Origin of the sequence: Enterococcus raffinosus, assembly GCF_001886185.1 — a bacterium.
GTDB classification, from domain to species: domain Bacteria; phylum Bacillota; class Bacilli; order Lactobacillales; family Enterococcaceae; genus Enterococcus_A; species Enterococcus_A raffinosus.
In genome coordinates this window covers 25170-51890 of record NZ_JXLA01000028.1, presented here as the reverse complement: position 1 = coordinate 51890, position 26721 = coordinate 25170, and the positions used below count along the sequence as shown (strand labels likewise).

The following is a 26721-nucleotide window of genomic DNA, read 5'->3' as shown; positions in this document are numbered from 1 at the left end:
GAGAAGCTGATGGTCATTTTTTATGGTAATTCTGGAAGTATGACGTCTTCGCCATATTTATTTTTTAATGCGGTGTGGAGTAAACGCACAGCTAAAGATTTATTACGGGCTAAGATCGGTCCGTGGAAATAAGAGCCATAAACATTTTTGTAAATGACGCCTTCTCCTTGATCTTCGCCGTTATTGCCATTTCCTTTGACAATCGTGCCTAGAGGTCGTTCGCCTTCTCCTAAAAATGTCCGTCCGTTATGGTTTTCAAATCCGTAATAGGTCTCACCGAACTCTTCATTGTGGATCTCAATATCACCGATAAAGCGGTGGTTGTCTTGGCTTAATGTGTAATGATCCAGGGCCCCGATCCCATCGATTTTTTCACCATTTGCACCAATGTAATAGTGTCCTAATAATTGATAGCCTCCGCAAATCGATAGGATGACCCCATCGTTTTCGATGTACTTGATTAAATCTTCTTTTTTATCCTGAATATCTTTGGATACGATCACCTGCTCATAATCTTGACCGCCGCCAATAAAAACAAAATCATACTTATCAGGATCGAAGTCTTGATAAATACTTACGATTTCTGAGTGAAGCTCGATGCCCATTTGTTTCGCGTAATAATTCAAGGTTAGAAGGTTTCCGTTATCACCATAGGTATTTAATAAATTTCCGTATAAATGTGCTAAGTTCAATTCATAGTTAGCCACGATCCATACCTCCATCAATGTAGCCTTTTTGGGCTAATTCTTTACGTAATTGTAAGACGGCAGTGTAGGTCGCTAGGATATACACGTGTTCCGTCGGCAATAGTTTGATCTTTTCGATGACATCCGTCAAGCTTTCTGTCTCGGTCAATTTATCCTCAGGAATGCCTGCGACTTTTAAGCGAAGAGCCATGTCAGTATGACGGTCGCCTCCAGCAATCACTGCGGGAATGTCCATCTCAGCAAATGCTTCATGATTGCCGTCCCAGATCCAACTAATATCAATTCCGTCAGCATAGTTGGCGTTCAAAAGCGATACTAATGAGAAAGGATACGGTGCTAAACCAATCATATCAATAACTTGATTCAGACCCACAGGATTTTTTACCAAGACCAGTGTACATTTTTTACCCTCGATCTCAAATTCTTCTTGCCGTCCGAAGACTTTTTCATCATATCCGAGACCACGTTTGATTTTTTCTTTTGACACACCGTAATATTCAGCTACAGCAGTTGCGGCGAGGGCATTATAGACATTGTACATACCACCGACTTCGATTTTATAATCCTGCCCGTCAATGATAAATTCTGAAGATTTATTATCCATTGCCTTCATCTCAGTCAATTTGTAATCTAATTCTGGTCGATGAAACCCGCAGTTTGGACAATAATATTTTCCAAGATTGGCATAGGTAATCATTTTATATTTTAAAATGTGCTGACATTTCGGACAAAGCAACCCATCTGTATTATAGTGCGCATCTTGATCCTTATCAGGCAGATGATCAAAGCCATAATATTTTCTTGGATTAACTGTTTCCAATGAATTAAAGATGGGAGAGTCCCCATTGCACAAAATCGGCGCATTCGGTGATTTTGCAGCACCATCCACGATTAATTTATACGTTGTATAGATTTCACCGTAGCGATCCATCTGATCACGGAAAATATTTGTGAATAAGAACAGTTCAGGCTTGATGTATTCTGTCACCTTGCTCAAACTGGCCTCATCGATTTCTAAAACAGCGATTTTCTTTCCGCCTTTTTTTCCCTTCGCGTTTAAGAAGGTAGAAACGATCCCTTGAACCATATTAGCCCCCGTTGGATTCGTCAGTACGTAATCAAATTCCTGCTTCAAAATATTTACTGTTAAAGCGGTCGTCAACGTTTTTCCATTGGTTCCCGTAACAACGACGACTTTATAGTCTTTGACTAATGTATCTAAAATTTTCGGATCCATCTTTAAAGCAAGCTGACCCGGATAACTGGATCCTCCTTTAAAGAACGTTTTTAATACCCATTGGGCGGTCTTGCCGGCCGAGATTGCCAGTTGACTTCGTAACCCCATTACACATCCTCCATGTCTGTAACAAATTTAATTCATCTTATCATATTTGAAAAAAAAGTTTAAATAGCTTTCCTTTTTCTTAATGATTACAGCAGTATCCTTCTTGAAAGATATTTTGTTTATCATTCATTTGCTTCATCAAAGTGTAGAATACCACATACAAAAAAAGGCTGGAGCAAGTTTTTGCTCCTAGCCAATAATAATCTTTTCTTCTGGAAATTCATAGCCTAAGTCTTGTGTTTCTTTCGGAACGAATAGCATCAATGTATACAGCATACCCACACGACCAATGAACATTAAAATAGCGATCATGATCTTGCCTGTGTTGGAAAGATCATCGGTGATCCCTAAGGAGAGGCCCGTCGTTCCAAATGCTGAAGTAACCTCTACTATGATTGAGATAAGCGAGTGATCTTCTGTTGCGGTCAAAAATAGGATACTAAAGAGACACATGCCTGCAGAGAGCATAAAGACCACCACCGATTTCCGAACATCCTCCTGCGCGATTTTCCGCCCGAAGATATTAATACCATTTTCATTTTTTAAGAAGGAATAGAGGTACAATCCAATAATTGCAATTGTCGTCGTCCGAATTCCTCCACCGACAGAACTTGGTGAACAGCCAATAAACATCAATAAGGAGAAAATGATCAATGTCGTATTTTGGAAGAGATTCAGATCGTGAATCTGTAGGCCGGCGTTACGTGTGGTCATCGAGTAGAAGGAAGAGTTCAACCACTGATCAAATAAATTCATATTGGAGAAGTTGTGGTCTTTTTCCAGCAGCCAAATGGCTACAGTTCCTCCGATAAACAGCACGAAGAATGCCAGTAACGCAATTTTTGAAAATAGACTAAAACGAAACGGAATCCGTGACTTAGATTTTTTATGATAAATCCATCCATGAAAATCCATCAAGACTGGGAAGCCGATGCCGCCGATAAAAATTAATACCATAATCGTTACGATAAAGAACACGTCATGAGAAAAAGGGATAATCGATTCGCCGGTGACATCAAAGCCAGAGTTTGTCACTGCCGAAATCGCCTGATAAAAGCCAAAGAAGATGGCTTCTGAGAGTTTATGATAGTATCCAGCCAAATAGAAATAAATAGAGAAGATCGTTCCGAATATAACCTCGATTGCTAGCAGCATCGTAAAAGTAATACGAATTAAATTGACGATGCCGCTGAGTCGAGGCTGGTTCATATCCGTCATAATCAGCTGTCGCTGTTTTAAGGTGATTCGACGCTTAGAAACAATAAAAAAGAAGGTAGTGATCATCATGATTCCTAATCCGCCGATATGGAATAAAACCTCCAGCATAAGGATGCCAGCGTCATTGAAGACCGAGTTAATATCAAAGGTCGTTAACCCTGTGACCGATATGGTTGAAATCGCCATGAAAAGCATATCCAAAAAAGACACGTGAGAACCGGGTTCACGAAAAAAAGGCAAGCTAAATAAAATCAATGAAAGAACTGTCATGGCCAAATAATAGAAGACAATGATCTGAATCGAAGAAAAACGATTATTGATTTTTTTCCAACTCTTTTTGAGAAAACTTATTCGTCGATCAAACTTCATGGGGCACTCCTTAAATCATCTATTCGAAATTTTAACAATAGAGACAGTATAGCATGCTTCAATAAAAAAAACTCCCACCGATTTGGCAGGAGTAAGGAAGGTGTTCATGTCTGTTAATTATCTTGTGCAGTTGCAGCGATGTCAATTTCACGAATAGTGACCTCTTGAGGCATATCATAAATAAATTTGACGCTTTCAGCTACGTGGACAGGGTTAAGTGTGATACCGCCCATGCCTTCTTTCCAAGCTTGATAGTCAGTTAAAGCCCCTTGATCGGTGACATGGGTTAATAATTCTGTTTCAGCAGCGCCTGGAGCAACTAATGAAACACGGACATTGTCACCAGATAATTCTTCTCGAATCGTTTCGCTCAAACCATGAACGCCAAATTTTGAAGCAACATAGGCCGCGTGATTAGTGAAAGTTTTCTTTCCGGCAAGTGAAGACATATTAATGACCGTTCCGTGTTTGCGCTCTTTCATACCAGGTAGAACGATCTGCATCCCATTTAACACACCCATTACGTTCGTGTTCATCATGGTTTGCCATTCTTTAGGATCTTGAGTCAAGACATTTCCTAACAACATGACCCCAGCATTATTGACTAGAAGATCGACAGGTCCAAAAGCTGCTTCGGCTTTTTTGATGCTTGCTTCAAAGACTTGGTAGTCAGTAACATCAACCCGTTCAACCATGACGTTGTCAAAATTTAACGGTAGAGCCTCGATTTTTTCAGTCCGACGACCGAGTAAAAGCAGTGGGTTACCTGCCTGATTAAAAAGTTTAGCGATTTCTGCACCAAAGCCAGAACTTGCACCTGTAATGACGATTAAAGATTTTTCCATTAAAATTGCCTTCTTTCAAAATTATGATAGACTTACTCTACTACTTGGAGTTAACTCCAGGTCAAGAAGGAAGTATGGAAAATGAAAAAATTTTTGATTGGTGATATTACTAAAATGTATGGGATCTCTCAGGATACCCTAAGATACTATGATAAAGCAGGGTTATTACCTTTTGTAAAGAAGAATAATGCTGGTCGTAGAGAATTTACTGAAGACGATCTGGGCTATATAGAAGTAATCGACTGTTTGAAACGCTCAGGAATTCCTGTTAAGGAAATCGCGAAATTCATGGACTGGTGTGTAGAAGGCGACGAGACATTGCCACAGCGGTATGCATTTATGATCGAGCAAGAAGCAGCATTGGAGAAAAAAATCTATGATTTACAAACACAGCTTGATTTTTTACGCTGGAAAAAATGGTACTATCAAACCGCCAATGAAGCAGGAACGGAAGAAGTTTTCTTCAAAGAGGGGACCCGGCAAGTTGATGGCAAGTGGCATCAAAAATATTTAGCATCAAAAAATCCTGGATCCGTTTAAGATCCAGGATTTTTACTAAGAGATCAATACACCAATGGCTAGGAAGGCGAGGATCAAAACAATAATCGTGATTAATAGCTTGGTAACAAACTTGATCCACTTATCAAACCCAACGTTGACTACAGATAGAGAAACAAGAATCAACCCCGTTGGTGCTACCAATCCAATCAAGCCTTGGCCCCAATTGTAGGCATCTACAATCAATGCACGATCAATTCCGACAACATCCGCTAAAGGCGCCATGATCGGCATTGATAATACGGCTAGCCCAGAGGAAGACTGGATGAAGAAGCCTAAGATAATGTAAACAAGAAACATAAACCAAATGAAGATAACGTTGTTCATGCCACTAATTGCGTTGCTAAAGAAATTCATGATTGTATCGCTGATGAAGCTATTTTCCATCACGATACCGACAGAACGTGCCAAACCGACGATTAAAGCAACACCAAGAAGATCAGCCGCACCTGTAACAAAACTGTCGATGAATTTTTTCTCCCCTAAGCCGGAGACAAAAGCTAAGACATAGGTTACCGCTAAAAAGACTACAGCGATCTCAGTAAAATACCAACCTAACTGCTGGACACCATAGATCATAACTACAAAACCTAGGGCAAAAACGATCAATGAAAATTTTTGACGTCTGGTAAAATCAGCGTTTTTTTCACGATCCTGTCCACCTAAAAAGCGTTCGCGATCACTCACTGCCTGTTCAGCGACTAAAGAAGCTGCGGGGTTCAAGCGTACTTTTTCGGCATAACGAATCGTGTAGAGAATCGAAATACCGACAGCGGCGATCCACATCAAAATACGTAAGGGCATGCCATCAGTAAAGCTGATCCCCGCGGCATTCGATGCAATAACCGTGGAGAATGGATTAATGGTGGAGCTCATTGTCCCGATGGCCGTCCCTAAGTAGATCGTGGCGACAGCCGTTAAGGTATCATAACCTGCTAATAAGAAGATCGGAATCAAGATTGGATAAAAAGCGATGGTTTCTTCCGCTAGTCCAAAAGTTGTTCCACCAATTGCGATTAACGTAGTGACGATTACGATCAGCCATTTTTGTTTTCCTTTGAGCTTCTCTGAAAGGCGCATCATGCCAGCATCCATTGCTCCGGTGGCATTGACGATGCCGATGACGCCGCCCAAAATTAGAATAAAGATCATGATATCGACGCTTTCAGTAATCCCTTGAACTTGAGAACGTAAAAACTGAGTGATGGTTCCTGTTATCCCACGTTTTGGTTTTTTGATTTGCTCGTAAGAATTTGGAATTGCTGCAGGCCGGTAGATTGTTCCGTCGCGAAACTTGTCGACTTTGATATGAATATCATATTTGTCTAATGTTTTTTGCGTTGCTGGCTCCATGACTGTTTTGTCTTGTGCATTGGTGATGGCGAATTGGTCTTTTCCGCTGTCATAGGTCAGGGTACTGTATTTTCCAGAAGGGATGAAAAAGGTTAGTGCCTGAACCATAATCAATACAATGATGATGACTGTGTACGCGGAAGGAAAACTGCGCCGTTTCTTTTTGTCCGATTGTTCCATGAAAAAGCCTCCTATAGTTTGTATTAATAAAAAATAATTACTATTAAAAAGTATAGCACTGAAGGCTTATAATCCTAAAAAGATCGCCTGTGACTTTCTGGAAAATCAGCAAGGATTCTTCTAAGAGATTACTTAATGAAAATTATTACTGTAAATAATCCAGCTTTTCCGCTATAATACGATAGGAACAAAAGGGAAAGGTGACATGAAATGGCCCAGCTTTTTTTTAAATACGGTGCAATGAATAGCGGGAAGACGATCGAGATATTGAAAGTCGCCCATAATTATGAAGAACAAAATAAACCGGTAGTACTGATGACCAGTGGCTTAGATACACGCGAAGGGGTGGGGAACATCTCTAGTCGGATCGGCTTAAGTCGCCCAGCAGTACCGATTTTTTCTGAAACCAATATTTTTGAATTCATCAAAAGTCTCGATTACAAACCTTATTGTGTCTTGATTGATGAATCTCAATTTTTATCAAAAGAACATGTCCTGCAATTGGCACAAGTCGTGGATGATTTAGATGTCCCGGTTATGGCCTTTGGCTTGAAAAATGATTTTCGTAATGAGATGTTCGAAGGATCGAAATATTTACTGCTGTATGCGGATAAATTAGAAGAATTAAAAACGATTTGTTGGTTTTGTCATAAAAAGGCAACGATGAATCTGCATTATATTGATGGTCGCCCAGTTTACGAAGGCGATCAGGTCCAAATTGGGGGCAATGAAGCCTATTACCCAGTTTGCCGCAAACATTATTTACATCCAGAAATTAAGGAGGAGAACTAATCCATGTACGATCAACTGCAAGCAATTGAAGATCGTTATGAAGAGCTAGGTGAATTATTGAGTGACCCAGAAGTCATCAGTGATACCCAGCGTTTCATGCAGCTTTCAAAAGAAGAAGCCAATACGCGCGATACAGTAGAAACTTACCGCCGCTATAAAAAAGTGGTGGAGGGAATCAGTGATGCTGAGGAGTTACTAGGTGAGAACTTAGATGCTGAAATGGCTGAGATGGCAAAAGAAGAGCTGTCAGACTTAAAAAAAGAAAAAGAAGTTTTAGAAGATGAGATCAAGATTCTGCTATTACCAAAAGACCCGAACGATGATAAAAATATCATTATGGAAATTCGCGGAGCCGCTGGTGGTGACGAAGCAGCGTTATTTGCTGGGGATCTTTTCAACATGTATCAGAAGTATGCTGAAAGCCAAGGCTGGAAAACAGAGGTCATGGAGGCCAATGTAACTGGAATCGGCGGGTACAAGGAAGTCATCATGATGATTACAGGCGACAGCGTCTTTTCAAAACTGAAATACGAAAGCGGCGCGCATCGTGTGCAACGTGTTCCATCAACGGAATCTCAAGGACGTATTCATACATCGACTGCGACTGTCGTGGTGATGCCGGAAGCAGAGGAAGTTGAAATTGATATCGCCGATAAGGATATTCGGACAGATATTTATCACGCATCAGGTGCTGGTGGACAGCACGTCAATAAGACAGCGTCGGCCGTTCGTTTAACCCATATTCCAACGGGGATCGTTGTCGCTATGCAGGATGAACGTTCTCAAATCAAAAACCGAGAAAAAGCAATGAAGATTTTACGTGCTCGTGTCTATGATAAGATTCAACAAGAAGCACAAAGTGAATATGATGCAAGCCGTAAATCAGCTGTCGGTACTGGAGATCGTTCCGAACGTATCCGTACGTATAACTTTCCACAAAATCGTGTGACGGATCATCGTATCGGCCTAACCATTCAAAAATTAGATCAGATCCTAGCAGGTAAGCTGGATGAGATTATTGATGCCTTAATTATGTATGATCAAACCACGAAGCTGGAAGAGATGCAAAATGGCTAAAACTTATGTAGAAGTCCTGTCAGGGGCTTCTTCTTTTTTAGAAGCTTCTGGCAAAGAGGGCTATGCGATCGAATACCTATTTTTAGCCCGCAAAAATTGGAATAAAACACAATGGCTGCTTCACATGCGGGAGGAAATCTCCTCTTCGGATGAAGCAATGATAAAAAAAGATTTAGCCAGACTGATGGAGAACATTCCTCCTCAGTACTTGCTGGGCTATGAATATTTTTTTGATCATCGTTTTAAAGTCACCAAAGATACATTGATTCCACGACCAGAGACAGAAGAACTGGTGGCTTTGTGCTTATCCATGAATAACGATCGTGAGTCTAAAAACGTTATTGACATTGGGACAGGTACGGGAGCAATTGCAATAAGTTTAAAGTTGGCGCGTCCAATGTGGCAGGTAACCGCTGTTGATATATCCGCAGCTGCGCTAAAAGTAGCAAAAGAAAATGCGGAGACGCTGCAGGCAGTTATTGATTTTAAGAAAAGTGATGTTTTATCGGGAACTTCTGAAAAATACGATGTCATTATCAGCAATCCTCCTTACATCAGTCAAGACGAGTGGGATTTAATGGATGAAAGTGTACGAACTTATGAACCCAAAACGGCGCTTTTTGCTGAGAAGGATGGGCTAGCTATTTACCAAAAGATCGCTTTGGAAAGTCGTGATCATCTAAAAATAGATGGCATGATTTTTTTAGAGATTGGGTTTCGTCAAGGAATAGCGGTAAAGGAAATTTTTCAAACGGCCTTCCCCGAAAAAAAGGTAAGTATTCACCAAGATATGTCTGGAAATGATCGTATGGTCGTGATTGCGTAAAATTATTTTTATCAAACAAAATAATAAAAGAACATTGAATTGACGGGATTTACGAGCGAAAAAAAGTTATCAACATGGTTATGCACACTTGACAACTTGATTATCCACACCTCGGGGATAAGTAGAAAAAGAAAGTATTTAAATAAGGAAAGTTAGAAAAAGGAGCTGTGGAGAAGCTGTGGAAACGAAAATATTTCAATCAGATCAAATAGAGGAAGCGGCAGCGTTATTGCGCAATGGAGAGTTGGTGGCTTTCCCGACAGAGACGGTCTATGGACTCGGTGCTAATGCGCTTCTAGCCGAATCGGTGAAGCAAGTATTTGCAGTTAAGGGGCGTCCTAGTGATAATCCATTAATTGTTCATGTGGCGAACTTTTCGATGACAGAAGAGTTTGTTGAGAGCTATCACCCGTTAACTGAAACAATCATCAAACATTTTTGGCCAGGACCATTAACCTTGATTTTTAAGATCAAAACGGGGAGTTTGAGTCCTGTTGTTACGGGAGGGTTATCCACAGCAGCCTTCAGAATGCCAGATAATAAAAAAACATTATTTTTAATTGAAAAAACAGGAGCGCCACTAGTAGGACCAAGTGCAAATACGTCAGGGAAGCCAAGTCCAACGACTGCTTTACATGTTTACCATGATCTTAGTGGAAAAATTTCCGGGATTTTAGACGATGGAGCGACAGAAATCGGTGTAGAGTCGACAGTCTTAGATTTAAGCGGAGACCAGCCAACAATTTTACGACCTGGAGCAGTGACACAAGAAGCCTTGCAAGAAGTTTTAGGCGTAGAAGTGCCATTGGATAAGCACTTGGTTAAGGAAAGCGAAACACCAAAGGCACCTGGAATGAAATATAAACATTATTCGCCTGAGACATCTGTTTTAATGATCAAACCTCAAGATTGGCAAAAGGCGATGGAGTGGGCTGAAGCGAAGGATAAAAAAGTTGGTTTGTTGGTGACACCAACGACTGCTAACAAATACACTTCAGCGGATCGTTTTGTTTTTGAAGAGGACACCATTGAGGCGGCTACTCGAGGATTGTTTAGTGGCTTACGTGCCTTGGATGAGGCTAAAAAGTCCGATGTTATCTTTGCTGAGGTTTTTCCTGAAGATCACTTAGGATTGGCCTATATGAATCGTTTGAAGAAAGCGGCAGCTCAAAATTATTTTAGCGAAAAGTAAACAAAAGATTCGATTATCTGTTGAAACTTTCGTATACTTAAATCAGAAAATTGAAAGGTGGCGTTGGGATGGATTACAAAGCACTAGATCCCGAACTATGGGGAGCAATTGAAAATGAAGCGGAGCGTCAAGAACAAAATATTGAGCTGATTGCTTCAGAGAATATCGTGTCAGAAGCGGTACAAATGGCACAGGGGAGCGTCTTAACAAATAAATATGCGGAAGGCTATCCTGGTCGCCGTTACTATGGCGGTTGTGAATTTGTCGATGTTGTTGAAAATTTGGCAATTGATCGTGCGAAGGAATTATTTGATGCAAAATTTGCAAATGTACAGGCTCATTCAGGCTCTCAAGCCAACCAAGCAGCATATTTCTCATTGATCCAACCGGGAGATACCGTTTTAGGAATGGATTTATCCGCTGGAGGACATTTGACACATGGTTCACCTGTGAATGTCAGTGGAAAGCTCTATAATTTTGTCAGCTATGGCGTGGATCCTCATACAGAAACGATCGACTATGAAGTTGTTCGTATTTTGGCACGGAAACATCAACCTAAATTAATCGTAGCAGGTGCGAGTGCGTATAGCCGTACCATCGACTTTGCGCGCTTCAGAGAAATCGCTGATGAAGTGGATGCGAAATTAATGGTTGATATGGCACACATTGCTGGATTAGTCGCAACAGGTCTACATCCCAACCCAGTACCTTATGCAGATGTAGTAACGTCAACAACTCATAAAACTTTACGTGGGCCTCGTGGCGGATTGATCTTAACAAATGATGCGGATTTAGCGAAAAAAATTAATAGCGCAGTGTTCCCTGGATTGCAAGGCGGCCCATTAGAACATGTAATCGCAGGAAAAGCTGTTGCCTTTAAAGAAGCGCTAGCACCAGAGTTTAAAGAATATAGTGAACAGGTTCTAAAAAATGCCCAAGCAATGGTCAAAGTCTTTAACCAATCACCTGAAACACGGGTGATTTCTGGAGCGAGCGACAACCATTTGTTACTGCTTGAAGTTACAGGTTTTGATGTTACTGGACGCGAAGCGGAAGAATTGTTGGATAGTGTGCACATCACCGTAAATAAGAATTCTATTCCATTTGAATCAAAAAGCTTCAAAGAAACGAGTGGGATCAGAATTGGGACACCAGCGATTACTAGTCGTGGTTTTGAAGAAAAGGATGCAAAGCAGGTCGCTGAATTAATCATTGAAACCCTGCGTTCAAAAGGGGACGAGGAAAAACTATCAGAGATTCGCAAAGCCGTTTTAGAATTAACAGATTCTCATCCGATTCATGCACATTAGACTAGTTTTCTTATAGCAGTTGTCTTATAATTAGGAGAAATGCAGAGTGCAGGATATCAGGTTCTCTAGCTAGTAGATTTAATTCTATCTATACCTTAGAGACATGATAGAAGGCATGAAAAATGATTCTATTAAAATGAATAAGGAGCAATTTATTATGGGCAAGTTTCAAGTAATTGATCATCCATTGATCCAACACAAGTTAACGATTATTCGTGATAAAAACTGTGGAACGAAAGTGTTTCGTGAAGTAGTAAATGAAATCGCGATGTTGATGGCGTATGAAGTTTCACGGGATATGCCATTAGAAGATATCGAGATCGAAACACCGATCACGTTGTCTACTCAAAAAACTTTATCTGGTAAAAAAGTTGCGATCGTACCGATTCTACGTGCGGGTATCGGCATGGTAGATGGTATCTTAGAATTGATTCCTGCTGCAAAAGTTGGGCATATTGGCATGTTCCGTGACGAAGAAACGTTGGAACCACATGAATACTTCTTCAAAATGCCAGAAGATATCGATAGTCGTCAATTATTTATCGTTGACCCAATGTTAGCGACAGGTGGATCAGCAATCATGGCGATTGACTCATTGAAAAAACGTGGGGCTTCAAACATGAAATTTGTTTGTTTAGTGGCTGCACCTGAAGGCGTTAAAGCATTACAGGAAGCACACCCAGATGTTGACATATACACCGCAGCGTTAGACGATCAATTGAACGATCAAGGCTATATCGTTCCTGGTCTAGGAGACGCAGGTGACCGTTTATTCGGAACAAAATAAGTACAAACGCGAAGGCAGGAATTTCCTGCTTTCGCGTTTTTTATTTTTTGCTGTATGAATGTGAAGACTAGATAAAAAAAGCAGCACGGAAGTCTCCGTACTGCCTGTTGCGATTGAGGATCTAAATCTTTTTCATTTGTTTATAATTGACGACGACAACGCCATTGGAATGAGTAATTAAGTCTTCATTGTCTTGCTTCTCATCGATTTCAATGACTGCTGCGTTTTTCAATTGTTTAGCGACCACCCCAGTTTGAGATTGACCGCGAATAGTGAACATGACGTGTGTCTTTACGGGAAACTTTTTCCCAGCTTCGGAAGGATCAACGTGTGCCTCTATTTTACCAAATGTAGCCATCTATTTCGAACGCCTCCTTTTATCACATACCTAATTTTAGCATGTTTTCAAGTTTTTTTCATGTAATCGCTTTTTGAGAAGAATCTTACTTTACTTTTTCGCAGAAGTTTTTTATAATTTCTCTTGTACGAAATGCCAGCTTAGCTCAGTTGGTAGAGCAACGCACTCGTAACGCGTAGGTCACAGGTTCGAATCCTGCAGCTGGCATTTAAACTAAAAGACAAACCTTATTATATCAAGGTTTGTCTTTTCTTTTGTGCCAAACGTGTGCCAAATCACTTTTGACTTTCATATATTTCATCGAAAATTGATTTAATGTGGTCATCTTCTCTTTCTTCTAGTTCTTTCACTGCATGACTGTAAACTTCCATTGTGACAGCTAAATTTTTGTGTCCTAGGTGTTTTGACACTGCCATAATGTTAACCCCTTTAAATATTAAAACAGAGGCGTGCGTGTGCCTTAATCCGTGCATAGTGAGGGGAGTATCAATTTTCAGTTGTCTTAGGAGTTCTTTTAGTTTTTTGTTAGCAGCATTGTTTGAAATCAATCCTTCTTTTGCGTTGTAGAAAACAAAGTCATATTTAGGTTTGATTTTCATTTTTTTGAATAGTTCTTTTTGTTCCTTTTTGAAAGTCTTCATAATCTCATTTGTTTCTCTATCTAAGGGTACTTTTCGAATAGACTGCTCATTTTTTGGTGGTACAAAGCCATGAGTCTCCGTGTAATCCCACGCGCGATCCACGAATATTTTTCCACGTTTTAAATCCACACGATCCCAAGTCAATCCAAGTAATTCGCCGAATCTCAATCCAGTTGCCGCAGCAACAACAATCATAAATCTAGAAGCAAAGTGAGCATCTAATCTTTCTTTTGCCAAATTGACTAATGCTTCAAATTCTGTGAAGTTCAAAAATTTATCTTGTTCGCTCAAGCTTGGAGCCTCTCCTTTGATGACAGCTCCTTTTGTAAAGTCAAAAGGGATAATACCTTCATCTACGATATTTCTTAGACTTGCCTTTATTTGAGTGTTAAAACGTTCAACGGTGGCATCAGCATGTTCCTTAGAAAATTCATTTATGATTTCTTGGTAATACGTTCTAGAGATTTTTTTAATAGTATCATCTGGAAAATACTTTTTTATATTCATCAAAGTATTTTTATATTTCCTGAATGTGACATCTGAAACTTTCCCTTTTTTATAGACATTCATCCATTGTTCGAAATGATCAGAAAGAAGAACATCTTTACTTGTTACTTTTAGACCTTTAGCAAGTTTTGATTCTATTTCCCCAGCTTCTGCTATAGCCTCTCCTTTTTTTGAGAAACCACTTTTTCGAAGCTTTTTATATTTCCCATCATCGTCTTTATAAGAAATTTCGTATTGCCATGTTTTCCCACGTTTTACAAATCTTGCCACCCTGATATCAGCCCTTTCCGTGGACAGTATGTTCTGAAATTGTGTAAAAAGAAAAGCCCGAAGGCTAATCTTTATTGCAATTTTTGCATTTTACCGTTTGTCATATCCCATTGAGTGTGCATAGAATCAAAGTTTGCGCCAGCTGAACTCATAATTCCAGTGAATGTTACTTTATCACCGATATTAAATTCATTTGTATTATTTAAATCTTTTACAAAGATTACGTATGATGCTGACGGACTAGTAGAGACTGAATCAGTCCAAGACTGATTAGAAAATTTATTATCAGCAATAACGGCAATTCGTTGACCCATAGGTTCAATTACAGTACCAGTGAAGGTGAAAGTTTTTCCTTTTATCAATTTAGAAAATACTTTTGATTGGTCAGTAGTAGGGGTAATTGAGTAGTATTGATCCACAAAGCTTTCAAAATCTTTAGGATTTGTCGAAAGGTATTCTTGAAACTTATCAATATTAACATTATTGTCACTTGAGCTACTAGCTGTAGAACTACTATTTTGTTTTTCTTTGCTATTAGATGCCTTTTCAATAGAACTTACTGTGGTAGATGAACTACTTGAATTTTTCGCTTGTTCTTTGTTACCGGAACATGCAGTAAGTAATAATAAAGGTAAAACCACTAAACAAATTTTTTTCATTTTAACTATTCCTCATTTCTTTTATATACTAATTTGTAAACGCTCAGAAGAAGAGAAGGTTCCGTGTTGCAGCACGAGCTACTTAAATTGAGTTTTCGTAATCATAAATAATTTGTTTCTCTCGTGTAGAATGAACGCCTGTAAGATACATCCTAAATAATGTTCGATCACCAAGATATTGAAAATTTTTAGTGGCTCGTACAGCTGTTATTTCACTCATTCCGCAACTGTAAATGCCAAAATCGATAAATCGATTATACAGAGCTTGCTGACTGATATGACATTCGTCTGAAATCAAGCGAAATGATTTATTGCTTCTCATATATTTTACTAACTTAATGTCAGGCAGCATTATTACACCTGCTCCACCATTAGCTAATTTCTCTAGAATCCACTCTTCTTCGTTATAGAAAGAAGGATTATTGTCAACGTTGAAAAACTTTTGTGTCTTTTTTTTCATATTCATATCGAAGATACAATGAATTATCTCGTGACAAGTACTAAAGTTAAAACGTCTTTTAAAAACATCAGGATTTAGAAAAATGCAAATACTTTTTTTACTCCTAACAGTAACCCCAAGAAAAAACTCCTCATCAATTATTGGAATTTCCGAGATTATCTTGATTTTGTTTTCTTTAATATAAGAAGATATAAAATCAGAGAAAGTATATTCTTCAGGTTCAATATTTTCTTTCAACAAAAACTGATTAACTAATAAATTAATAAGTGACAAGCGATTGCCTTTTAAATCTTCCAACATTTACACTCCCGAGCTACTCATTTTCCTCATCGTCTAATTCTTGCATGGTTTTTGAAATAAAACTCATAAGATCCTTAGTTTGTTTTCTATAAAGATCACGTTTCTCAGGAGCAACTTCTTTTTCACCTTTCCTGAACATCATAATAAGCTCTTTTTCATAATCATCTTCGTCTTCAATGTGGCTAGGAGTGAAATGAGGGTCATCGGTTCTTCCCAGTAGATAGTCTACGGAAACATCAAAGTAGTCTGCAACTTTTTCTAATCTGTCAGATTTTGGGCTCGCTTTTTTCCATTGATAAAAAAGATTTTCGCTAAACCCAAGATCAGTAGCTACTTTTGAAACACTTATGCCTTGTCCGTCAGCCAATTTTTTAATTCTTTCAAAGACTGTCATATCAACGATTCCTTTCGTCGAAGAACTAAATTACAGAAAACTATAGAAAACACTTGACTGAATTTATAGTTTGCTATAATATAGACCTCGTAAGATAAATAGTAAGAAAAAAGCAAAAGGAAAGACACCTAATTAAAATAAACAATTCGAGGTCGCCAAACTTAGAACGTCAATTTAATAGGTTTAACCAAGCTTATTTAACTATGATTTCATTTTATAGTTTTCTATAAAAATGTCAATAGTTAAACTAGATTTCTTACTATTTATCTTACTAAACTGTAAATGAATAGAGGTGGAAACATGCCAGAATCAACAAATGGTCGTGAGAAGGTTTTAAAGTTTATCGAAGAATCAGGAACAACAATCGTTGATATTGCAGTGTATTACGGAATGACAAAGCAGGACGTAACCAGCTATTTGACAGGGAAATTAAAAAATTCAACTGCAGCTAACAAATTAGTTTTAAAAATTATTTCGGATTTTCGAATTAGATAGGAGAGGGAGGAAATGGCAACTCAACAAATCGAAGCCAAAGTGACTATTGATATTCCTGATAATTTAATTCTTGTCGAGAGGGTCCGGCTAAAGGAATTAGAAGATAAAGAATTTGCCGGTCAAACTTTTACAATGAAAGATTTTTCAGCGAGAGCAAATCGATCATCAACTTGGCTTAAAGACAACATTTTAAATAATCCTTCATTAATCAAAAAGCTTGATGTAGAAAATGGCGGATGGGTTTATTATCCATATTCTCAAAGTGATCGCTGGCTATTCAAGTCACAAGGACTGATTGAGTTTATTGATAATGAGCTTTGGAAGTACCTGAGGAGGGAAACATGAGACAAGATTTTGAGTTTTTCTTACCAAGAGACGTCGCGCAAAAAAGAGCAAACCGGAAAACGAAAAAGGCAATTTTAACAGGTGCAATGGTTACAGCATTTCTTTTCAAGGCATGGGTTACAGGTTTTGCTTTGTTGGGAATTGTTGCCATAGCAAATATTTTTCAGAGAAAGGATCGATCATAGTGGAACCAGTTCAAGAATATTTCTTCGATAATAATATCGAAGTGTGGAAAATGACCAATACGGGAGTTGTTATCTATTACAACACAAGCGAAGGTGAGTATTTTCAAGGTGCAAACCAAAGGCTATACAAAATTGTTGATGGCAAAAAGATCGTTGTAAATCTATCAGTTAACTCAAGCGTATTTTCGGATGATTCTGAAACCTTAACGAATTACCGACGGGAACAATTAATCCTGAAACTCAGCTACGAAGCTTTGGTTAAGGCACGTTTGGTGGTCCAGGACTTGGAAAAAAGCAAAATGTATAAGGACTACTATCAAGAAGGTAAAAAACTACATTGGAAACTTGTTGAAGCGCGAGAATATGCAAATGAACTGTCGAAGTTGTATGACGACTTAGCTCGTGAAAGAGTTGAACTTGTTGAAGTGGCGGGAGAGGGCTAGTCAATGGGTAAGAGAATAAATAGGTATCGCATCAAAATTCACTATAAGGACGGCGGTAAATTATCTGTGAATGGTCGTGTAGCAGTTTGGCGTGATGACGTGATGAAGAGTTTAAGGATGACTTAGAGCGAGTGGAAGAAATACTGGATAATAGTCGCATCGGTCAGTATGGCTACTGGACCCTAAAAGGCGGACGAGTTGAAGAAAACAAAATCATCGAAGCGATCAAGAAAGGCGAAGCAGAAATCGTCGAGTGTAAACAAACATATTAGATTTGAAAGGAAGTGATAATAATGCCTGAGATCAAAACAAAAGATTGTGTTTCAATAAACGAAAATGGGGAAGAAGTTAGAACCATCACACCAACAATTTATGTAGGTAAAGGAACTTTGGACAACGGCGAGGAATTCGAGTTATTAACTACTTGGAGTCAATCTCCTGTTATACGGTTTGCCGATGGATTGGAAGTTAAGTGGACCTGGAATGAACTGGTGCATGAAGCTATCTTATTAAGAGAAAAACAAGAGCCTACCTCGGTCGCACCCGAGATAAGCCATAACATAAATCAATAAATTTATAGCTACATTGTAGCACCAATTAGGAGGAAAAGGAATATGAAGAAATTTAGCGTAACACTTAGTGGAGAATCAATGGAAGAAGTATATGCAGCTGCCGCAGAGTTGGCGGTAGGGATCGGACCAGTAAAGTCGCTCATCATGGATAAGGCTCAAAAAGAAAAGGCACCAACTAAGGAAAAGCCGGAAGCGGAGAAGACCGCCGTAGATGACGATGAACCAGAAATCGCTACTCAAAACCGATGGATCCAGCTGGTTGATGGCACGATGGTAGCAATTAAAAAAGGCGAAGAGTTACCTGCACCAGAAGATCGTGGAAAAAACGTGACGAAGAAAGAATATCAAGCTTGGGAACAGGCACAACTTTCGGGAAAAAACGATGACAAAGAAGATGGTTTTGAAGACGAGGATGACGATTTTGAAGATGATAACTGGACGACATCTGACGTGAAAGTGATCGATTTTCCAACCTTCAAACAAGTGGTAAAACTGTTTGGTGATAAAAATGTAGATCGCGCCAAGAAGCTAATGAAGAAGCACAGTAAAACAAATATTGCTAGCATCGGACAATTTGAGGATGATGTCGAAGGACGTGCCGCGATCGATGCCGAACTAAAAGAGAGATGGAAGAACTACGAAAAAGCCGTTGCGAAAGTGACAGGCGAGTAATATGCCGAGCGAACACGCCTTACTCTCAGCAAGTGATGCAGATCGGTGGATCCACTGTCCGCGAAGTGTTCGTTTAACACAAGCTTTTCAAGATTCGGGATCCGCTGAAGCAGAGGAGGGGACAGTTGCTCATGCTTTAGCGGAAATGAATCTGCGATTTGAATATGAGGGCTTCGACACTACTGACGAACTTGAGTACGACAAATTACTTAAGCGTCCGCTTTACAACAAGGCAATGGCTGATTATGTTCGAGAGTTCGAAAACGTCGTTCATGAGCAATACGCCGAGGCTATCAATGCTTTCGAGGCGATGAGACCTTCGCAACGTAAGTATTTGAAGAGTATCGGAGTCAAAGAACCGTTAATTTTCTTTGAAGCCCGCGTTGATACGAGCGATTACATTCCTGAGGGCTTTGGGACAAGTGACGTGGTGATTATTGGCGGAAGCAAGATGTTCATTACAGATCTGAAGTACGGGAAAGGCAAACCAGTCTCGGCATTAGACAACCCGCAAATCAAAGCCTACGGACTTGGGGCGATGAAATCCTTCAAGAAGTATCTGGATTTTGTGCAAGACATTACATTTACGATTGTACAACCGCGGCTGCATGATCGTTCCTCGACAACGATCCGTTCCACTGATCTGTTGCGCTGGGGCAAGACTGTTTTGCGGCCGGCTGCTAATAAAGCCTATTGCGGTCAAGGCGAACTATCAGCAGGGTCTTGGTGCCAATGGTGTCCGATTAAAGATGTCTGCAAGAAAAGAGCAGAAACATTACTCGCAGGCGTGGACTTTACTCCTGAGGAATGGCTAAGTCCGTCAGAAGTGGCGGAAATCGTAAACAAAGGATCTGAGGTTAAGCAATGGATCGATAAAGTAGAGAAGTATGCATTAAAGCTTGCTATTGAGGGAGTCCACATAGATGGTTACAAAGTCGTTCAAGGCAGGTCTGGTAAACGAACAGTACGAGACCCAGAGGCACTAGCCATTGACCTTCAGTTCGAAGGGTACCCTGAGGAAGATATCTACAAACCTCCTCAAATGAAAGGGATCGGCGATCTAGAAAAGACACTTGGCTTGGAAGCCTTCAGCGACCTAGTAGGACCGTATTTAACACAAGCTGAGGGGCAACCGAAACTAGCAAAAGAATCAGACAAACGTCCAGAGTGGAAGTCATTCGATGCTTCACAAGCGTTTGATGATTTATCCAATGAATAAAGAGAGGAAGTAATTAGATGGGAACAAGAATTCAATTGAGAAATGTACGTTTAAGTTATGCAAATATTTGGAGACCAGTGGCACCAGCGAATGATCAGAAGGCGGAACCAAAATTCTCCACTGCCCTATTGATCGACAAACGCGACAAAAAGAATATGGGAATGTTAAGCAAAGCAATCAAGGCGGCGACAGAAGAAGGAAAAGCTAAACTCGGACGTATCAACCCTAAGAAGTTCGATAGGGGAGTTCGCGATGGGGATGACAAGTTTGTTGGGGATGACGAAGATACCATTTTAGATGGATATGAAGGCATGTGGTATATCAACGCTAAGGCTGGAGAAAATTATCCTCCGCAGATCGTTGATAATCGCCGACGTGAAATCACAGACGAAAGTAAAGTATACAGCGGATGCTATGCCAATGTATTTGTTGAGCTATTCGCTTATAACAGCCAAGGAAACCAGGGTATCGGCTTTGGATTGTTAGGAATTCAAAAAGTAGCCGATGGCGAACCTTTAGGATCAACATTTAGCTCGGATCTGTTCGATGAGTTTGATGCAGACTATGAAGATGATGACGATCTAGGTGGAGAATTCGATGACTTTGGAGGCAGCCGTCGCGGGGGCGGAAAACGCAAGCGAAATGATGAAGATTTTGGTGATGATGGATCCGAAGACTTTGATGATTATGAAACAGATCGTCGCAGCAAGAAGACTAAAAACAACCGACGCCAACGTGATGACGATTTTGATGAGGACTTCGAAAACGATGATTTTGGCCCCGATCGTAACCGTGGAAGAAGTCGCAGGGGACGAAGCATTGATATAGATGACGATGATCTGCCATTTTAAGGAGTTCTGAGCAAGGGCGGGCAAGTAGCCCGTCCTATTCAAATGAAAGGATGTGAGTGTATGGCAAAAGATCGTTTAAGAATCAAGATCAATGACAATTTAGAGATCGCCGCGAGAGATGTTCGGAATATTGAAGTACGAACAACTATATTTGAGACAAAAGATGGTCAGAAAGTAGCGCGGACTAAAACCGCGTATGCATCTAATCTTGCAGGAGCGATTAAAATCTGTGAGAACGAACTTCCAATATTTAGTGAAGCGAAAAATTTGGAACAACTAAAAGCTGAGTTTGATCAGTTTACAAAACGAATGAAAGAAATTGTGGAACAGTACAAGCTTCCTAATGCAAAAGAATTCTTAGGAGATGCAAAAGAAAATCCCAAAGGTCTCTATGGAGAGGATCTTCGAAAGAAAGTAGAGCCAGACTGGGATGACGATAATTCTGATGAAACTCCTTCAAGTGATGATACCTGGGAAGATGATGACGATGACTGGGATTGATGCATCATGTTGCGAGTAGAAAATCCATACAGAGGCAAACGAGTTCTCTCGATTGACATTGAAACTTATTCAGAAACAGATTTGAAGTCCTGCGGCTTGTATGAATATGTAGACGATCCATCTTTCGAAGTTCTGATTTTCTGTTATGCAGTTGATGACAGAACAGTTAAAACGATCGATCTAGCCCAAGGTGATGAAATTCCAAGCCAAGTGTTACATGCATTAATGGATCCTGATTACATTAAGTCAGCACAGAATGCTGCTTTCGAGTTGTACTGCTTATCCAAGCATATCGGAAAGCAACTTCCAGTAAATCAATGGATTGACACGATGATCATTGCTGCATACCTTGGCTATCCGCTATCGCTAGATCAATTAGGAAAGGCCATCAACGGTCACGGAGATCAAAAGGATGCAAAAGGTAAGAACTTGATTAAGTATTTCTCTATGCCTTGTAAGCCCACGAAAATTAATGGAGGGAGAACACGAAATTACCCTCATCATGATCCAGGTAAGTGGTTAGAATACAAGCTTTACTGTCGGCAGGACGTGACAACAGAACGAGCAGCTCGTGAGTTCATGGTTTCGAGATATGGAATTGATTGGGAAGACATGTCCAACTGGTGGATTGATCTGAAAATTAATCGACGTGGGGCGATGATCAATCGGCGATATGTTGAGGGTGTCATTGAATTCTATGATCATTTCAAATTACGGGTCATGCAACGGCAGAAACAAATTACACAGTTAGCAAACCCAAACAGTGTCCCTCAACTTTTAGAATGGTTCCGAGATCGTGGCATAGAATTGCCCAACCTTCAGGCGGCAACGATCGAAAGCCACCGAAATCATTTTCAAGCGAAAGGGCTGGTGCTTGAAGATGAAGTCCTGCAAAACCGACAGTTTCTCTCAAAGTCTTCCATATCAAAATATGAGCGAATGCTTCACTACACAACTAATAATCCTAGACGACGGGCAAGAGGATTATTCCAATATTATGGTAGTCATACGGGACGTTGGGCAGGTCGAGGGATCCAGTTACAGAACCTTCCTCGGATGCACTACTCGATGGAAGAATTGAAGGAATTGGTTTACTTAGTCCAGCACCAAGATTTTGACTTCTTGGAGATGATTGTTGACAGTGTTCCGGAAACGATCTCCGCATTAACTCGAACTGCCATTGTTGCTCCAAAAGGGAAACTCCTGTATGTGTCCGATTTAAATAGTATAGAAGCTCGTGTCAGCGCTTGGATCGCGGGTGTTGAATGGCGGCTGAATGTATTCAAGACAACCGGGAAAATCTACGAATCTTCCGCTTCGATGATGTTCAATGTACCCGTTGAAGAGATCACGAAAGATAGCCCGCTTCGCCAACAAGGCAAGGTCGCAGAGCTGGCGCTCGGATACGGTGGCGGTGCTGGGGCGATGGCACAAATGGACTTCGGCGGTAAAGTTCGACCAGATCTGTCCGATGATGCAAAACGAGCATATGCGGAGAAAAACAAGTTGGATCCAGATGATCCGATTGATTGGGCTTCCTTGGAGGATCTGATGATTGAGGACAATTATGACCGTCTCAAACGGCTCTGGCGCGAAGCGAGTCCGGAAATCCCGACCATGTGGCGCACACTAGAGAACGCCGCAATAAGAGCCTATAAGAAGAGGGTACGAGTGGATATCGTAAAAGGAATCTATTTCGAGATCCGAAGAGGAACTCTGTTTATTGGATTGCCAAGTGGGCGCGAGCTTGCTTATCCAGAAGTATATCTAAAAACAAAACTTGTTAAGCCGAAAGGAAACCAGAAATTTCAACCTTTCGAACGCGATGTGATCTATTTTAAAACACTTGTTGCTGGGCATTGGCGAACTGAACAGACATACGGTGGAAAGCTTTTCGAGAACATTGTCCAAGCGGTCGCTCGTGATATCCTCATGGATGCGATCCGTTACATCGAGACAACCGATTGTCCGTTTCAAGTCGTTGGTCATGTACATGATGAGGTGATTACTGAGGCACGTGAAGGAGCTGACTTAGAAGAGTTGAACAATATATTAAGAAGACCAGTGAAGTGGGCCGATGATGATCTTGTACTAGATGCCGCAGGTTTTATCAGTCCATTTTATATGAAAGATTAGAAAGGTGGCATTGTAATGGCCCTATCGAGTAGCCAAAAAGAAATTATTGTCGGACTAGACAATGATCGAAAACTGACAATCGCCACAGCACCGTCGGCGCAAGCAAAGCGTTGGAAAAATGTGGAAATAGGCTGGTCCGATCTTGCCAAGAAACTAGCGACACCGACACGGACGCAAGAGCTATATAAAGAATTCGTGAAGATGTCGAAAGCCCAACAAGGGAAAGTAAAAGATGTCGGCGGCTTCGTTGGAGGTTCTTTGGCTCAGGGTCGTCGACTAGCAAACAATGTAAGCTGGCGATCGATGTTAACCCTTGATTTGGATAACGGCGATGCAGATGTGTTGGATGACATCAAGCAAGCATTACACGGTTATACCTATGCAGTGTATTCGACACACAAGCATCGTGCAGATGCGCCGCGACTTCGGGTTATCGTCCCATTACTGAAAAATGTAAAACTTGAACAGTACGAGCCGATCGCTCGACGCATTGCGGCAGATATCAATATCGAAGCGATGGACAAAACAACTTATCAACCATCTCGACTGATGTTTTGGGGATCCGTTGCGAAGGATGGAGAATTTGTTTTCCATGTGGAAGATGGCGACTATTTGGATCCTGAGGAACAGCTTGATCGATATGACGATTGGAAAGATGTATATGCTTGGCCACATGCTGCCGATGAGATGGCCAATGTTAAGCACTTAGCCAAGAAGCAGGGAGATCCGTTAGAGAAACGCGGGTATATCGGCGCCTTCAACCGAGCATATCGGATTGAGGATGTCATAGAGAAATGGCTACCTGATCAATACGAATTTTTCAAAGAGGATCGTTATACCTACTTGGATGGATCCACTGCAGGTGGTTTGATTCTTTACCAAGACGGACTATTTGCCTACAGCCACCACGGCACTAGCCCTACTAGTGGACAACTAACGAATGCGTTTGATTTTTTACGGTTGCATCTGTTTGGTGACTTGGATTTTGATGTAGCGCCAGAAGTCCCAGCAACGAAGCGACCTTCTTATAAAGAGATGATGAGTTTCATCCATGACGACGAACAGACAAACTCAGAACTTGTGGATCTTTCTGAATTACCATTTGATGTGTTCGATGATTCAAAACAGGACGAGGAATTTGATGAACAGGATGATGATTGGATAGACGATGACGACGATTGGGAAGAGTCCAATACGAGTGCCAAGCAAGCGAAAAAGTGGCTCGCACAATTATCTAGAGATGACCGAGGACAGATTGAGTCAACAGGTATAAACGTCAAAATTATTCTTAGCAATGATCCCAACTTAAAAGGGAAGGTTGCGATTGATGAATTTTCGCGGCGTATGATTATTCGGGGAAAGCTACCATGGGCTAGATCTGGAAGCGACTGGCTAGATAGTGATGACGGAAGCCTGCAGATCTATCTTGAGCAGTATTACGGCGTGGTTGGTCCGAATAAAATTATGAACGCGTTGAATGAGATTGCTTTAGAGAATAGTTTCCATCCTGTGAAGGAGTATCTTGATTCTTTGGAATGGGATGGCAAGAAACGCATAGAACAGATTTTTCAGAAGTTCTTTGGTGCAGATGATACCGAGTACACGAGAACAGTTTCGAAAATTCATTTTGTGGCAAGTGTTGCCCGTATTTATCACCCAGGGATCAAGTATGATACTGCTATTGTGTTTGTCGGCGGCCAAGGGCTAGGAAAATCGTATTTTATCGATAAGCTCGCAAAAGGTTGGGGAAATGACAGTCTGCAACGAGTGGACAACAAGGATGCCTATGAGGCGTTGATTGGGAGCTGGCTCATTGAGTTGCCGGAGATGTCAGCGATGAAGAAATCCGACAATGAAACAATTAAGCACTTTCTATCGAAGAGAGAAGATCGTTTTAGATTAAGCTACGGCAAACGGACAGCTACCTATGAGCGAGCCTGCACGTTCTGGGGATCGTCCAACGATTTGAACTTTTTAAAGGATACAACAGGGAATAGACGGTATTACCCGATTGGCTGTGACAAGGAAGCACAGAAAATGAAAAGCTGGAAACATCTGACAGACGCGATGATCGATCAAATTTGGGCAGAAGCAAAGACGCTCTATGAGGAAGGTTTTTCAATTTATCTTCCTGAGGAACTGGATTCGACCGCTGAGCAGGTTCAAGCGCAATACACAGAAGAAAGCCCGATTGTTCCTATAATTCGGGAATACTTGGAATACCCGTTATGTGAAGAATGGGAGAATATGTCTCCAGCAGAAAGGTCATTGAATTTCAGACATCGGAAAGATGAAGATATAAAAGAAATGATTAAAGAGGGGGCAGCGGTGAGACAAGAAGTTTGCACGGCGGAAATTTGGACGGAAGCCCTTGGGAAAGAGATTGACCGGATGACCAGATTAGATAGCCGGGAGATCACTGGTGCACTGTTACAGATAGGCGGCTGGAAGCGAGCTTCTACGGGAAAACGTTTTGGAGTACATGGATATCAAAAATATTTTGTTCGACAATATTAGGAGGGCAAGCATGAGGAAGAAACGATCAAAAGTAAAAAAGAAAACGCGCAAAGCCATCGAGGCAGCAATAAAAAATGGGACAGCTAATAAGAAAAAAGTTGCCTCAAAGAAATTATAAGCTTGAATTGCACGAGAATTTGACACAATACCGAGATACAAATAAAGCAAAAATCTAGATTGCTAGTTTAAGTTGTGTGGAATTCTACGACAATTCCGAGAATTATGCATTTTAGCAGATCAAGAAAAAATATTAGGTTTCAGTTTCATGGTTAAAAAGCCTGTCATATAAATGGTGTGAAACCTAATTTATACTAGGTTTCGGGTTAGGTTTCAGCTCTTATCCGCGTGGTTGAGCCACTTCTTTCTCTCGGTGAAACTGAAACCTAAATCTATTTAATTAATGTGTAGTTTTCTATATACGTAAGAGGATTTCGTAAAATGCATGCGCGCGTATATTTATATAGGAAAATGTGGTTTCAAAGTTTCAATTTCAATAATAACGTACCTTAAAGGTATGGAAATAATAGGTTTTTAAGTGAAACCTAGTGTGAAACCAAATTCATTTTAGGTTTCAAAATAGCTAATAAGCTCTTAAACCCAAGGGTATTTAGGTTTCAATTAAAGTGTTATAAAGTTT

At 40.4% G+C, this 26721-nt stretch carries 30 protein-coding genes and 1 tRNA gene; 21 read left to right on the top strand and 10 right to left on the bottom strand.

Translation table 11 applies throughout. The features are described 5' to 3' along the window. Positions 1-20 precede the first annotated feature (20 nt). The 4 genes from RV13_RS14660 to RV13_RS14645 form a co-directional block, all read right to left on the bottom strand. On the bottom strand, positions 21-707 hold the full coding sequence (locus tag RV13_RS14660) for a type 1 glutamine amidotransferase (protein ID WP_028020371.1): 687 nt from the start codon (positions 705-707) through the stop codon (positions 21-23). After that, positions 700-2052, bottom strand: a complete 1353-nt coding sequence (locus RV13_RS14655) for a Mur ligase family protein (protein WP_028020370.1) — start codon at positions 2050-2052, stop codon at positions 700-702. The genes RV13_RS14660 and RV13_RS14655 overlap by 8 nt, the downstream gene beginning before the upstream one ends. 189 nt (positions 2053-2241) lie before the next feature. Further along, entirely contained in the window at positions 2242-3639 is a 1398-nt protein-coding gene (locus RV13_RS14650; RefSeq protein WP_060789507.1) for a TrkH family potassium uptake protein, read from the bottom strand. Between the two features lie 113 nt (positions 3640-3752). Further along, the gene (locus RV13_RS14645; protein WP_028020368.1) at positions 3753-4484 is read right to left on the bottom strand and encodes an SDR family oxidoreductase; all 732 of its coding nucleotides are present in this window, start codon (positions 4482-4484) and stop codon (positions 3753-3755) included. 81 nt (positions 4485-4565) lie between these two features. Between RV13_RS14645 and RV13_RS14640 the strand changes: the two genes are divergently transcribed. Further along, positions 4566-5024: a MerR family transcriptional regulator gene (locus RV13_RS14640; RefSeq protein WP_028020367.1), complete on the top strand. Its 459-nt coding sequence runs from the start codon at positions 4566-4568 to the stop codon at positions 5022-5024. A 15-nt stretch (positions 5025-5039) separates the two neighbouring features. Here the strand turns inward: RV13_RS14640 and RV13_RS14635 are convergent, their stop codons facing one another. Continuing rightward, positions 5040-6575 carry a YfcC family protein gene (locus tag RV13_RS14635; protein WP_028020366.1) on the bottom strand — a complete coding sequence of 512 codons (1536 nt, stop codon included), beginning with the start codon at positions 6573-6575 and terminating at the stop codon, positions 5040-5042. A gap of 210 nt (positions 6576-6785) precedes the next feature. Between RV13_RS14635 and RV13_RS14630 the strand changes: the two genes are divergently transcribed. From RV13_RS14630 to upp, 6 genes are all read left to right on the top strand, one after another. Continuing rightward, positions 6786-7367: a thymidine kinase gene (locus RV13_RS14630; RefSeq protein ID WP_010745790.1), complete on the top strand. Its 582-nt coding sequence runs from the start codon at positions 6786-6788 to the stop codon at positions 7365-7367. A gap of 3 nt (positions 7368-7370) precedes the next feature. Next, the gene (gene prfA / locus RV13_RS14625) at positions 7371-8444 is read left to right on the top strand and encodes a peptide chain release factor 1 (RefSeq protein WP_010745791.1); all 1074 of its coding nucleotides are present in this window, start codon (positions 7371-7373) and stop codon (positions 8442-8444) included. Next, entirely contained in the window at positions 8437-9270 is an 834-nt protein-coding gene (prmC, locus tag RV13_RS14620) for a peptide chain release factor N(5)-glutamine methyltransferase (RefSeq protein ID WP_028020365.1), read from the top strand. The genes prfA and prmC overlap by 8 nt, the downstream gene beginning before the upstream one ends. A gap of 178 nt (positions 9271-9448) precedes the next feature. Further along, positions 9449-10462 carry an L-threonylcarbamoyladenylate synthase gene (locus RV13_RS14615; protein ID WP_028020364.1) on the top strand — a complete coding sequence of 338 codons (1014 nt, stop codon included), beginning with the start codon at positions 9449-9451 and terminating at the stop codon, positions 10460-10462. 68 nt (positions 10463-10530) lie between these two features. Further along, positions 10531-11772: a serine hydroxymethyltransferase gene (glyA, locus tag RV13_RS14610; RefSeq protein WP_028020363.1), complete on the top strand. Its 1242-nt coding sequence runs from the start codon at positions 10531-10533 to the stop codon at positions 11770-11772. 157 nt (positions 11773-11929) lie between these two features. Continuing rightward, positions 11930-12559 carry a uracil phosphoribosyltransferase gene (upp, locus tag RV13_RS14605; RefSeq protein ID WP_010745795.1) on the top strand — a complete coding sequence of 210 codons (630 nt, stop codon included), beginning with the start codon at positions 11930-11932 and terminating at the stop codon, positions 12557-12559. 121 nt (positions 12560-12680) lie between these two features. Here the strand turns inward: upp and RV13_RS14600 are convergent, their stop codons facing one another. Then, on the bottom strand, positions 12681-12917 hold the full coding sequence (locus tag RV13_RS14600) for a hypothetical protein (RefSeq protein ID WP_010745796.1): 237 nt from the start codon (positions 12915-12917) through the stop codon (positions 12681-12683). A gap of 134 nt (positions 12918-13051) precedes the next feature. Between RV13_RS14600 and RV13_RS14595 the strand changes: the two genes are divergently transcribed. Next, positions 13052-13124 (top strand) — tRNA-Thr (locus RV13_RS14595). A gap of 68 nt (positions 13125-13192) precedes the next feature. Here the strand turns inward: RV13_RS14595 and RV13_RS14590 are convergent. From RV13_RS14590 to RV13_RS21400, 4 genes are all read right to left on the bottom strand, one after another. Further along, complete coding sequence (locus RV13_RS14590; protein ID WP_060789508.1) at positions 13193-14335, bottom strand: site-specific integrase; 1143 nt, start codon at positions 14333-14335, stop codon at positions 13193-13195. A 71-nt stretch (positions 14336-14406) separates the two neighbouring features. After that, a complete protein-coding gene (locus tag RV13_RS14585) occupies positions 14407-14994 on the bottom strand; it encodes a hypothetical protein (RefSeq protein WP_060789509.1) in 588 nt (195 codons plus the stop codon). A gap of 82 nt (positions 14995-15076) precedes the next feature. Next, positions 15077-15754 carry an ImmA/IrrE family metallo-endopeptidase gene (locus RV13_RS14580; protein ID WP_010745799.1) on the bottom strand — a complete coding sequence of 226 codons (678 nt, stop codon included), beginning with the start codon at positions 15752-15754 and terminating at the stop codon, positions 15077-15079. A 13-nt stretch (positions 15755-15767) separates the two neighbouring features. Further along, positions 15768-16148 carry a helix-turn-helix domain-containing protein gene (locus tag RV13_RS21400; RefSeq protein ID WP_010745800.1) on the bottom strand — a complete coding sequence of 127 codons (381 nt, stop codon included), beginning with the start codon at positions 16146-16148 and terminating at the stop codon, positions 15768-15770. A gap of 300 nt (positions 16149-16448) precedes the next feature. Here RV13_RS21400 and RV13_RS14570 point away from each other — a divergent pair, with 300 nt between their 5' ends. From RV13_RS14570 to RV13_RS14520, 13 genes are read left to right on the top strand one after another with little or no spacing between them, the layout of a single operon-like run. Next, entirely contained in the window at positions 16449-16643 is a 195-nt protein-coding gene (locus RV13_RS14570; RefSeq protein WP_010745801.1) for a hypothetical protein, read from the top strand. A gap of 12 nt (positions 16644-16655) precedes the next feature. After that, entirely contained in the window at positions 16656-16988 is a 333-nt protein-coding gene (locus RV13_RS14565) for a DUF771 domain-containing protein (protein WP_010745802.1), read from the top strand. Next, positions 16985-17173 carry a hypothetical protein gene (locus RV13_RS14560; protein WP_010745803.1) on the top strand — a complete coding sequence of 63 codons (189 nt, stop codon included), beginning with the start codon at positions 16985-16987 and terminating at the stop codon, positions 17171-17173. The genes RV13_RS14565 and RV13_RS14560 overlap by 4 nt, the downstream gene beginning before the upstream one ends. Further along, entirely contained in the window at positions 17173-17616 is a 444-nt protein-coding gene (locus tag RV13_RS14555; protein ID WP_060789160.1) for a hypothetical protein, read from the top strand. Before RV13_RS14560 ends, RV13_RS14555 begins: the two co-directional genes overlap by 1 nt. A 3-nt stretch (positions 17617-17619) precedes the next feature. Next, the gene (locus RV13_RS21555; protein ID WP_255212352.1) at positions 17620-17742 is read left to right on the top strand and encodes a hypothetical protein; all 123 of its coding nucleotides are present in this window, start codon (positions 17620-17622) and stop codon (positions 17740-17742) included. A 5-nt stretch (positions 17743-17747) separates the two neighbouring features. Then, on the top strand, positions 17748-17888 hold the full coding sequence (locus tag RV13_RS21055; RefSeq protein ID WP_156424133.1) for a hypothetical protein: 141 nt from the start codon (positions 17748-17750) through the stop codon (positions 17886-17888). Between the two features lie 21 nt (positions 17889-17909). Continuing rightward, a complete protein-coding gene (locus tag RV13_RS14550; protein ID WP_060789159.1) occupies positions 17910-18188 on the top strand; it encodes a hypothetical protein in 279 nt (92 codons plus the stop codon). A gap of 42 nt (positions 18189-18230) precedes the next feature. After that, positions 18231-18860 (top strand): hypothetical protein, encoded by a 630-nt coding sequence (locus RV13_RS14545; protein ID WP_060789158.1) that lies wholly within the window; start codon positions 18231-18233, stop codon positions 18858-18860. A 1-nt stretch (position 18861) separates the two neighbouring features. Then, positions 18862-20079 (top strand): DUF2800 domain-containing protein, encoded by a 1218-nt coding sequence (locus tag RV13_RS14540; RefSeq protein ID WP_060789157.1) that lies wholly within the window; start codon positions 18862-18864, stop codon positions 20077-20079. A 17-nt stretch (positions 20080-20096) separates the two neighbouring features. Beyond that, entirely contained in the window at positions 20097-20930 is an 834-nt protein-coding gene (locus RV13_RS14535; RefSeq protein WP_060789156.1) for a DUF2815 family protein, read from the top strand. 60 nt (positions 20931-20990) lie between these two features. Continuing rightward, positions 20991-21431 (top strand): hypothetical protein, encoded by a 441-nt coding sequence (locus RV13_RS14530; protein ID WP_060789155.1) that lies wholly within the window; start codon positions 20991-20993, stop codon positions 21429-21431. A gap of 6 nt (positions 21432-21437) precedes the next feature. Next, positions 21438-23567 carry a DNA polymerase gene (locus tag RV13_RS14525; protein ID WP_060789154.1) on the top strand — a complete coding sequence of 710 codons (2130 nt, stop codon included), beginning with the start codon at positions 21438-21440 and terminating at the stop codon, positions 23565-23567. Between the two features lie 15 nt (positions 23568-23582). After that, entirely contained in the window at positions 23583-26084 is a 2502-nt protein-coding gene (locus RV13_RS14520; RefSeq protein WP_060789153.1) for a virulence-associated E family protein, read from the top strand. Positions 26085-26721 lie beyond the last annotated feature (637 nt).

Coding starts and splice junctions, on each gene's coding strand:
- RV13_RS14600 (WP_010745796.1), bottom strand. CDS start 12,917: ATGGCTACATTTGGTAAAATAGAGGCACACGTTGATCCTTCCGAAGCT.
- RV13_RS14650 (WP_060789507.1), bottom strand. CDS start 3,639: ATGAAGTTTGATCGACGAATAAGTTTTCTCAAAAAGAGTTGGAAAAAA.
- RV13_RS14560 (WP_010745803.1), top strand. CDS start 16,985: ATGAGACAAGATTTTGAGTTTTTCTTACCAAGAGACGTCGCGCAAAAA.
- RV13_RS14520 (WP_060789153.1), top strand. CDS start 23,583: ATGGCCCTATCGAGTAGCCAAAAAGAAATTATTGTCGGACTAGACAAT.
- glyA (WP_028020363.1), top strand. CDS start 10,531: ATGGATTACAAAGCACTAGATCCCGAACTATGGGGAGCAATTGAAAAT.
- RV13_RS14640 (WP_028020367.1), top strand. CDS start 4,566: ATGAAAAAATTTTTGATTGGTGATATTACTAAAATGTATGGGATCTCT.
- RV13_RS14530 (WP_060789155.1), top strand. CDS start 20,991: ATGGCAAAAGATCGTTTAAGAATCAAGATCAATGACAATTTAGAGATC.
- RV13_RS21555 (WP_255212352.1), top strand. CDS start 17,620: ATGGGTAAGAGAATAAATAGGTATCGCATCAAAATTCACTATAAGGAC.
- RV13_RS14545 (WP_060789158.1), top strand. CDS start 18,231: ATGAAGAAATTTAGCGTAACACTTAGTGGAGAATCAATGGAAGAAGTA.
- RV13_RS14550 (WP_060789159.1), top strand. CDS start 17,910: ATGCCTGAGATCAAAACAAAAGATTGTGTTTCAATAAACGAAAATGGG.
- RV13_RS14645 (WP_028020368.1), bottom strand. CDS start 4,484: ATGGAAAAATCTTTAATCGTCATTACAGGTGCAAGTTCTGGCTTTGGT.
- RV13_RS14585 (WP_060789509.1), bottom strand. CDS start 14,994: ATGAAAAAAATTTGTTTAGTGGTTTTACCTTTATTATTACTTACTGCA.
- RV13_RS14635 (WP_028020366.1), bottom strand. CDS start 6,575: ATGGAACAATCGGACAAAAAGAAACGGCGCAGTTTTCCTTCCGCGTAC.
- RV13_RS14580 (WP_010745799.1), bottom strand. CDS start 15,754: ATGTTGGAAGATTTAAAAGGCAATCGCTTGTCACTTATTAATTTATTA.
- prmC (WP_028020365.1), top strand. CDS start 8,437: ATGGCTAAAACTTATGTAGAAGTCCTGTCAGGGGCTTCTTCTTTTTTA.
- RV13_RS21400 (WP_010745800.1), bottom strand. CDS start 16,148: ATGACAGTCTTTGAAAGAATTAAAAAATTGGCTGACGGACAAGGCATA.
- RV13_RS14630 (WP_010745790.1), top strand. CDS start 6,786: ATGGCCCAGCTTTTTTTTAAATACGGTGCAATGAATAGCGGGAAGACG.
- RV13_RS14540 (WP_060789157.1), top strand. CDS start 18,862: ATGCCGAGCGAACACGCCTTACTCTCAGCAAGTGATGCAGATCGGTGG.
- RV13_RS14525 (WP_060789154.1), top strand. CDS start 21,438: ATGTTGCGAGTAGAAAATCCATACAGAGGCAAACGAGTTCTCTCGATT.
- RV13_RS14535 (WP_060789156.1), top strand. CDS start 20,097: ATGGGAACAAGAATTCAATTGAGAAATGTACGTTTAAGTTATGCAAAT.
- RV13_RS14655 (WP_028020370.1), bottom strand. CDS start 2,052: ATGGGGTTACGAAGTCAACTGGCAATCTCGGCCGGCAAGACCGCCCAA.
- RV13_RS14570 (WP_010745801.1), top strand. CDS start 16,449: ATGCCAGAATCAACAAATGGTCGTGAGAAGGTTTTAAAGTTTATCGAA.
- upp (WP_010745795.1), top strand. CDS start 11,930: ATGGGCAAGTTTCAAGTAATTGATCATCCATTGATCCAACACAAGTTA.
- prfA (WP_010745791.1), top strand. CDS start 7,371: ATGTACGATCAACTGCAAGCAATTGAAGATCGTTATGAAGAGCTAGGT.
- RV13_RS14565 (WP_010745802.1), top strand. CDS start 16,656: ATGGCAACTCAACAAATCGAAGCCAAAGTGACTATTGATATTCCTGAT.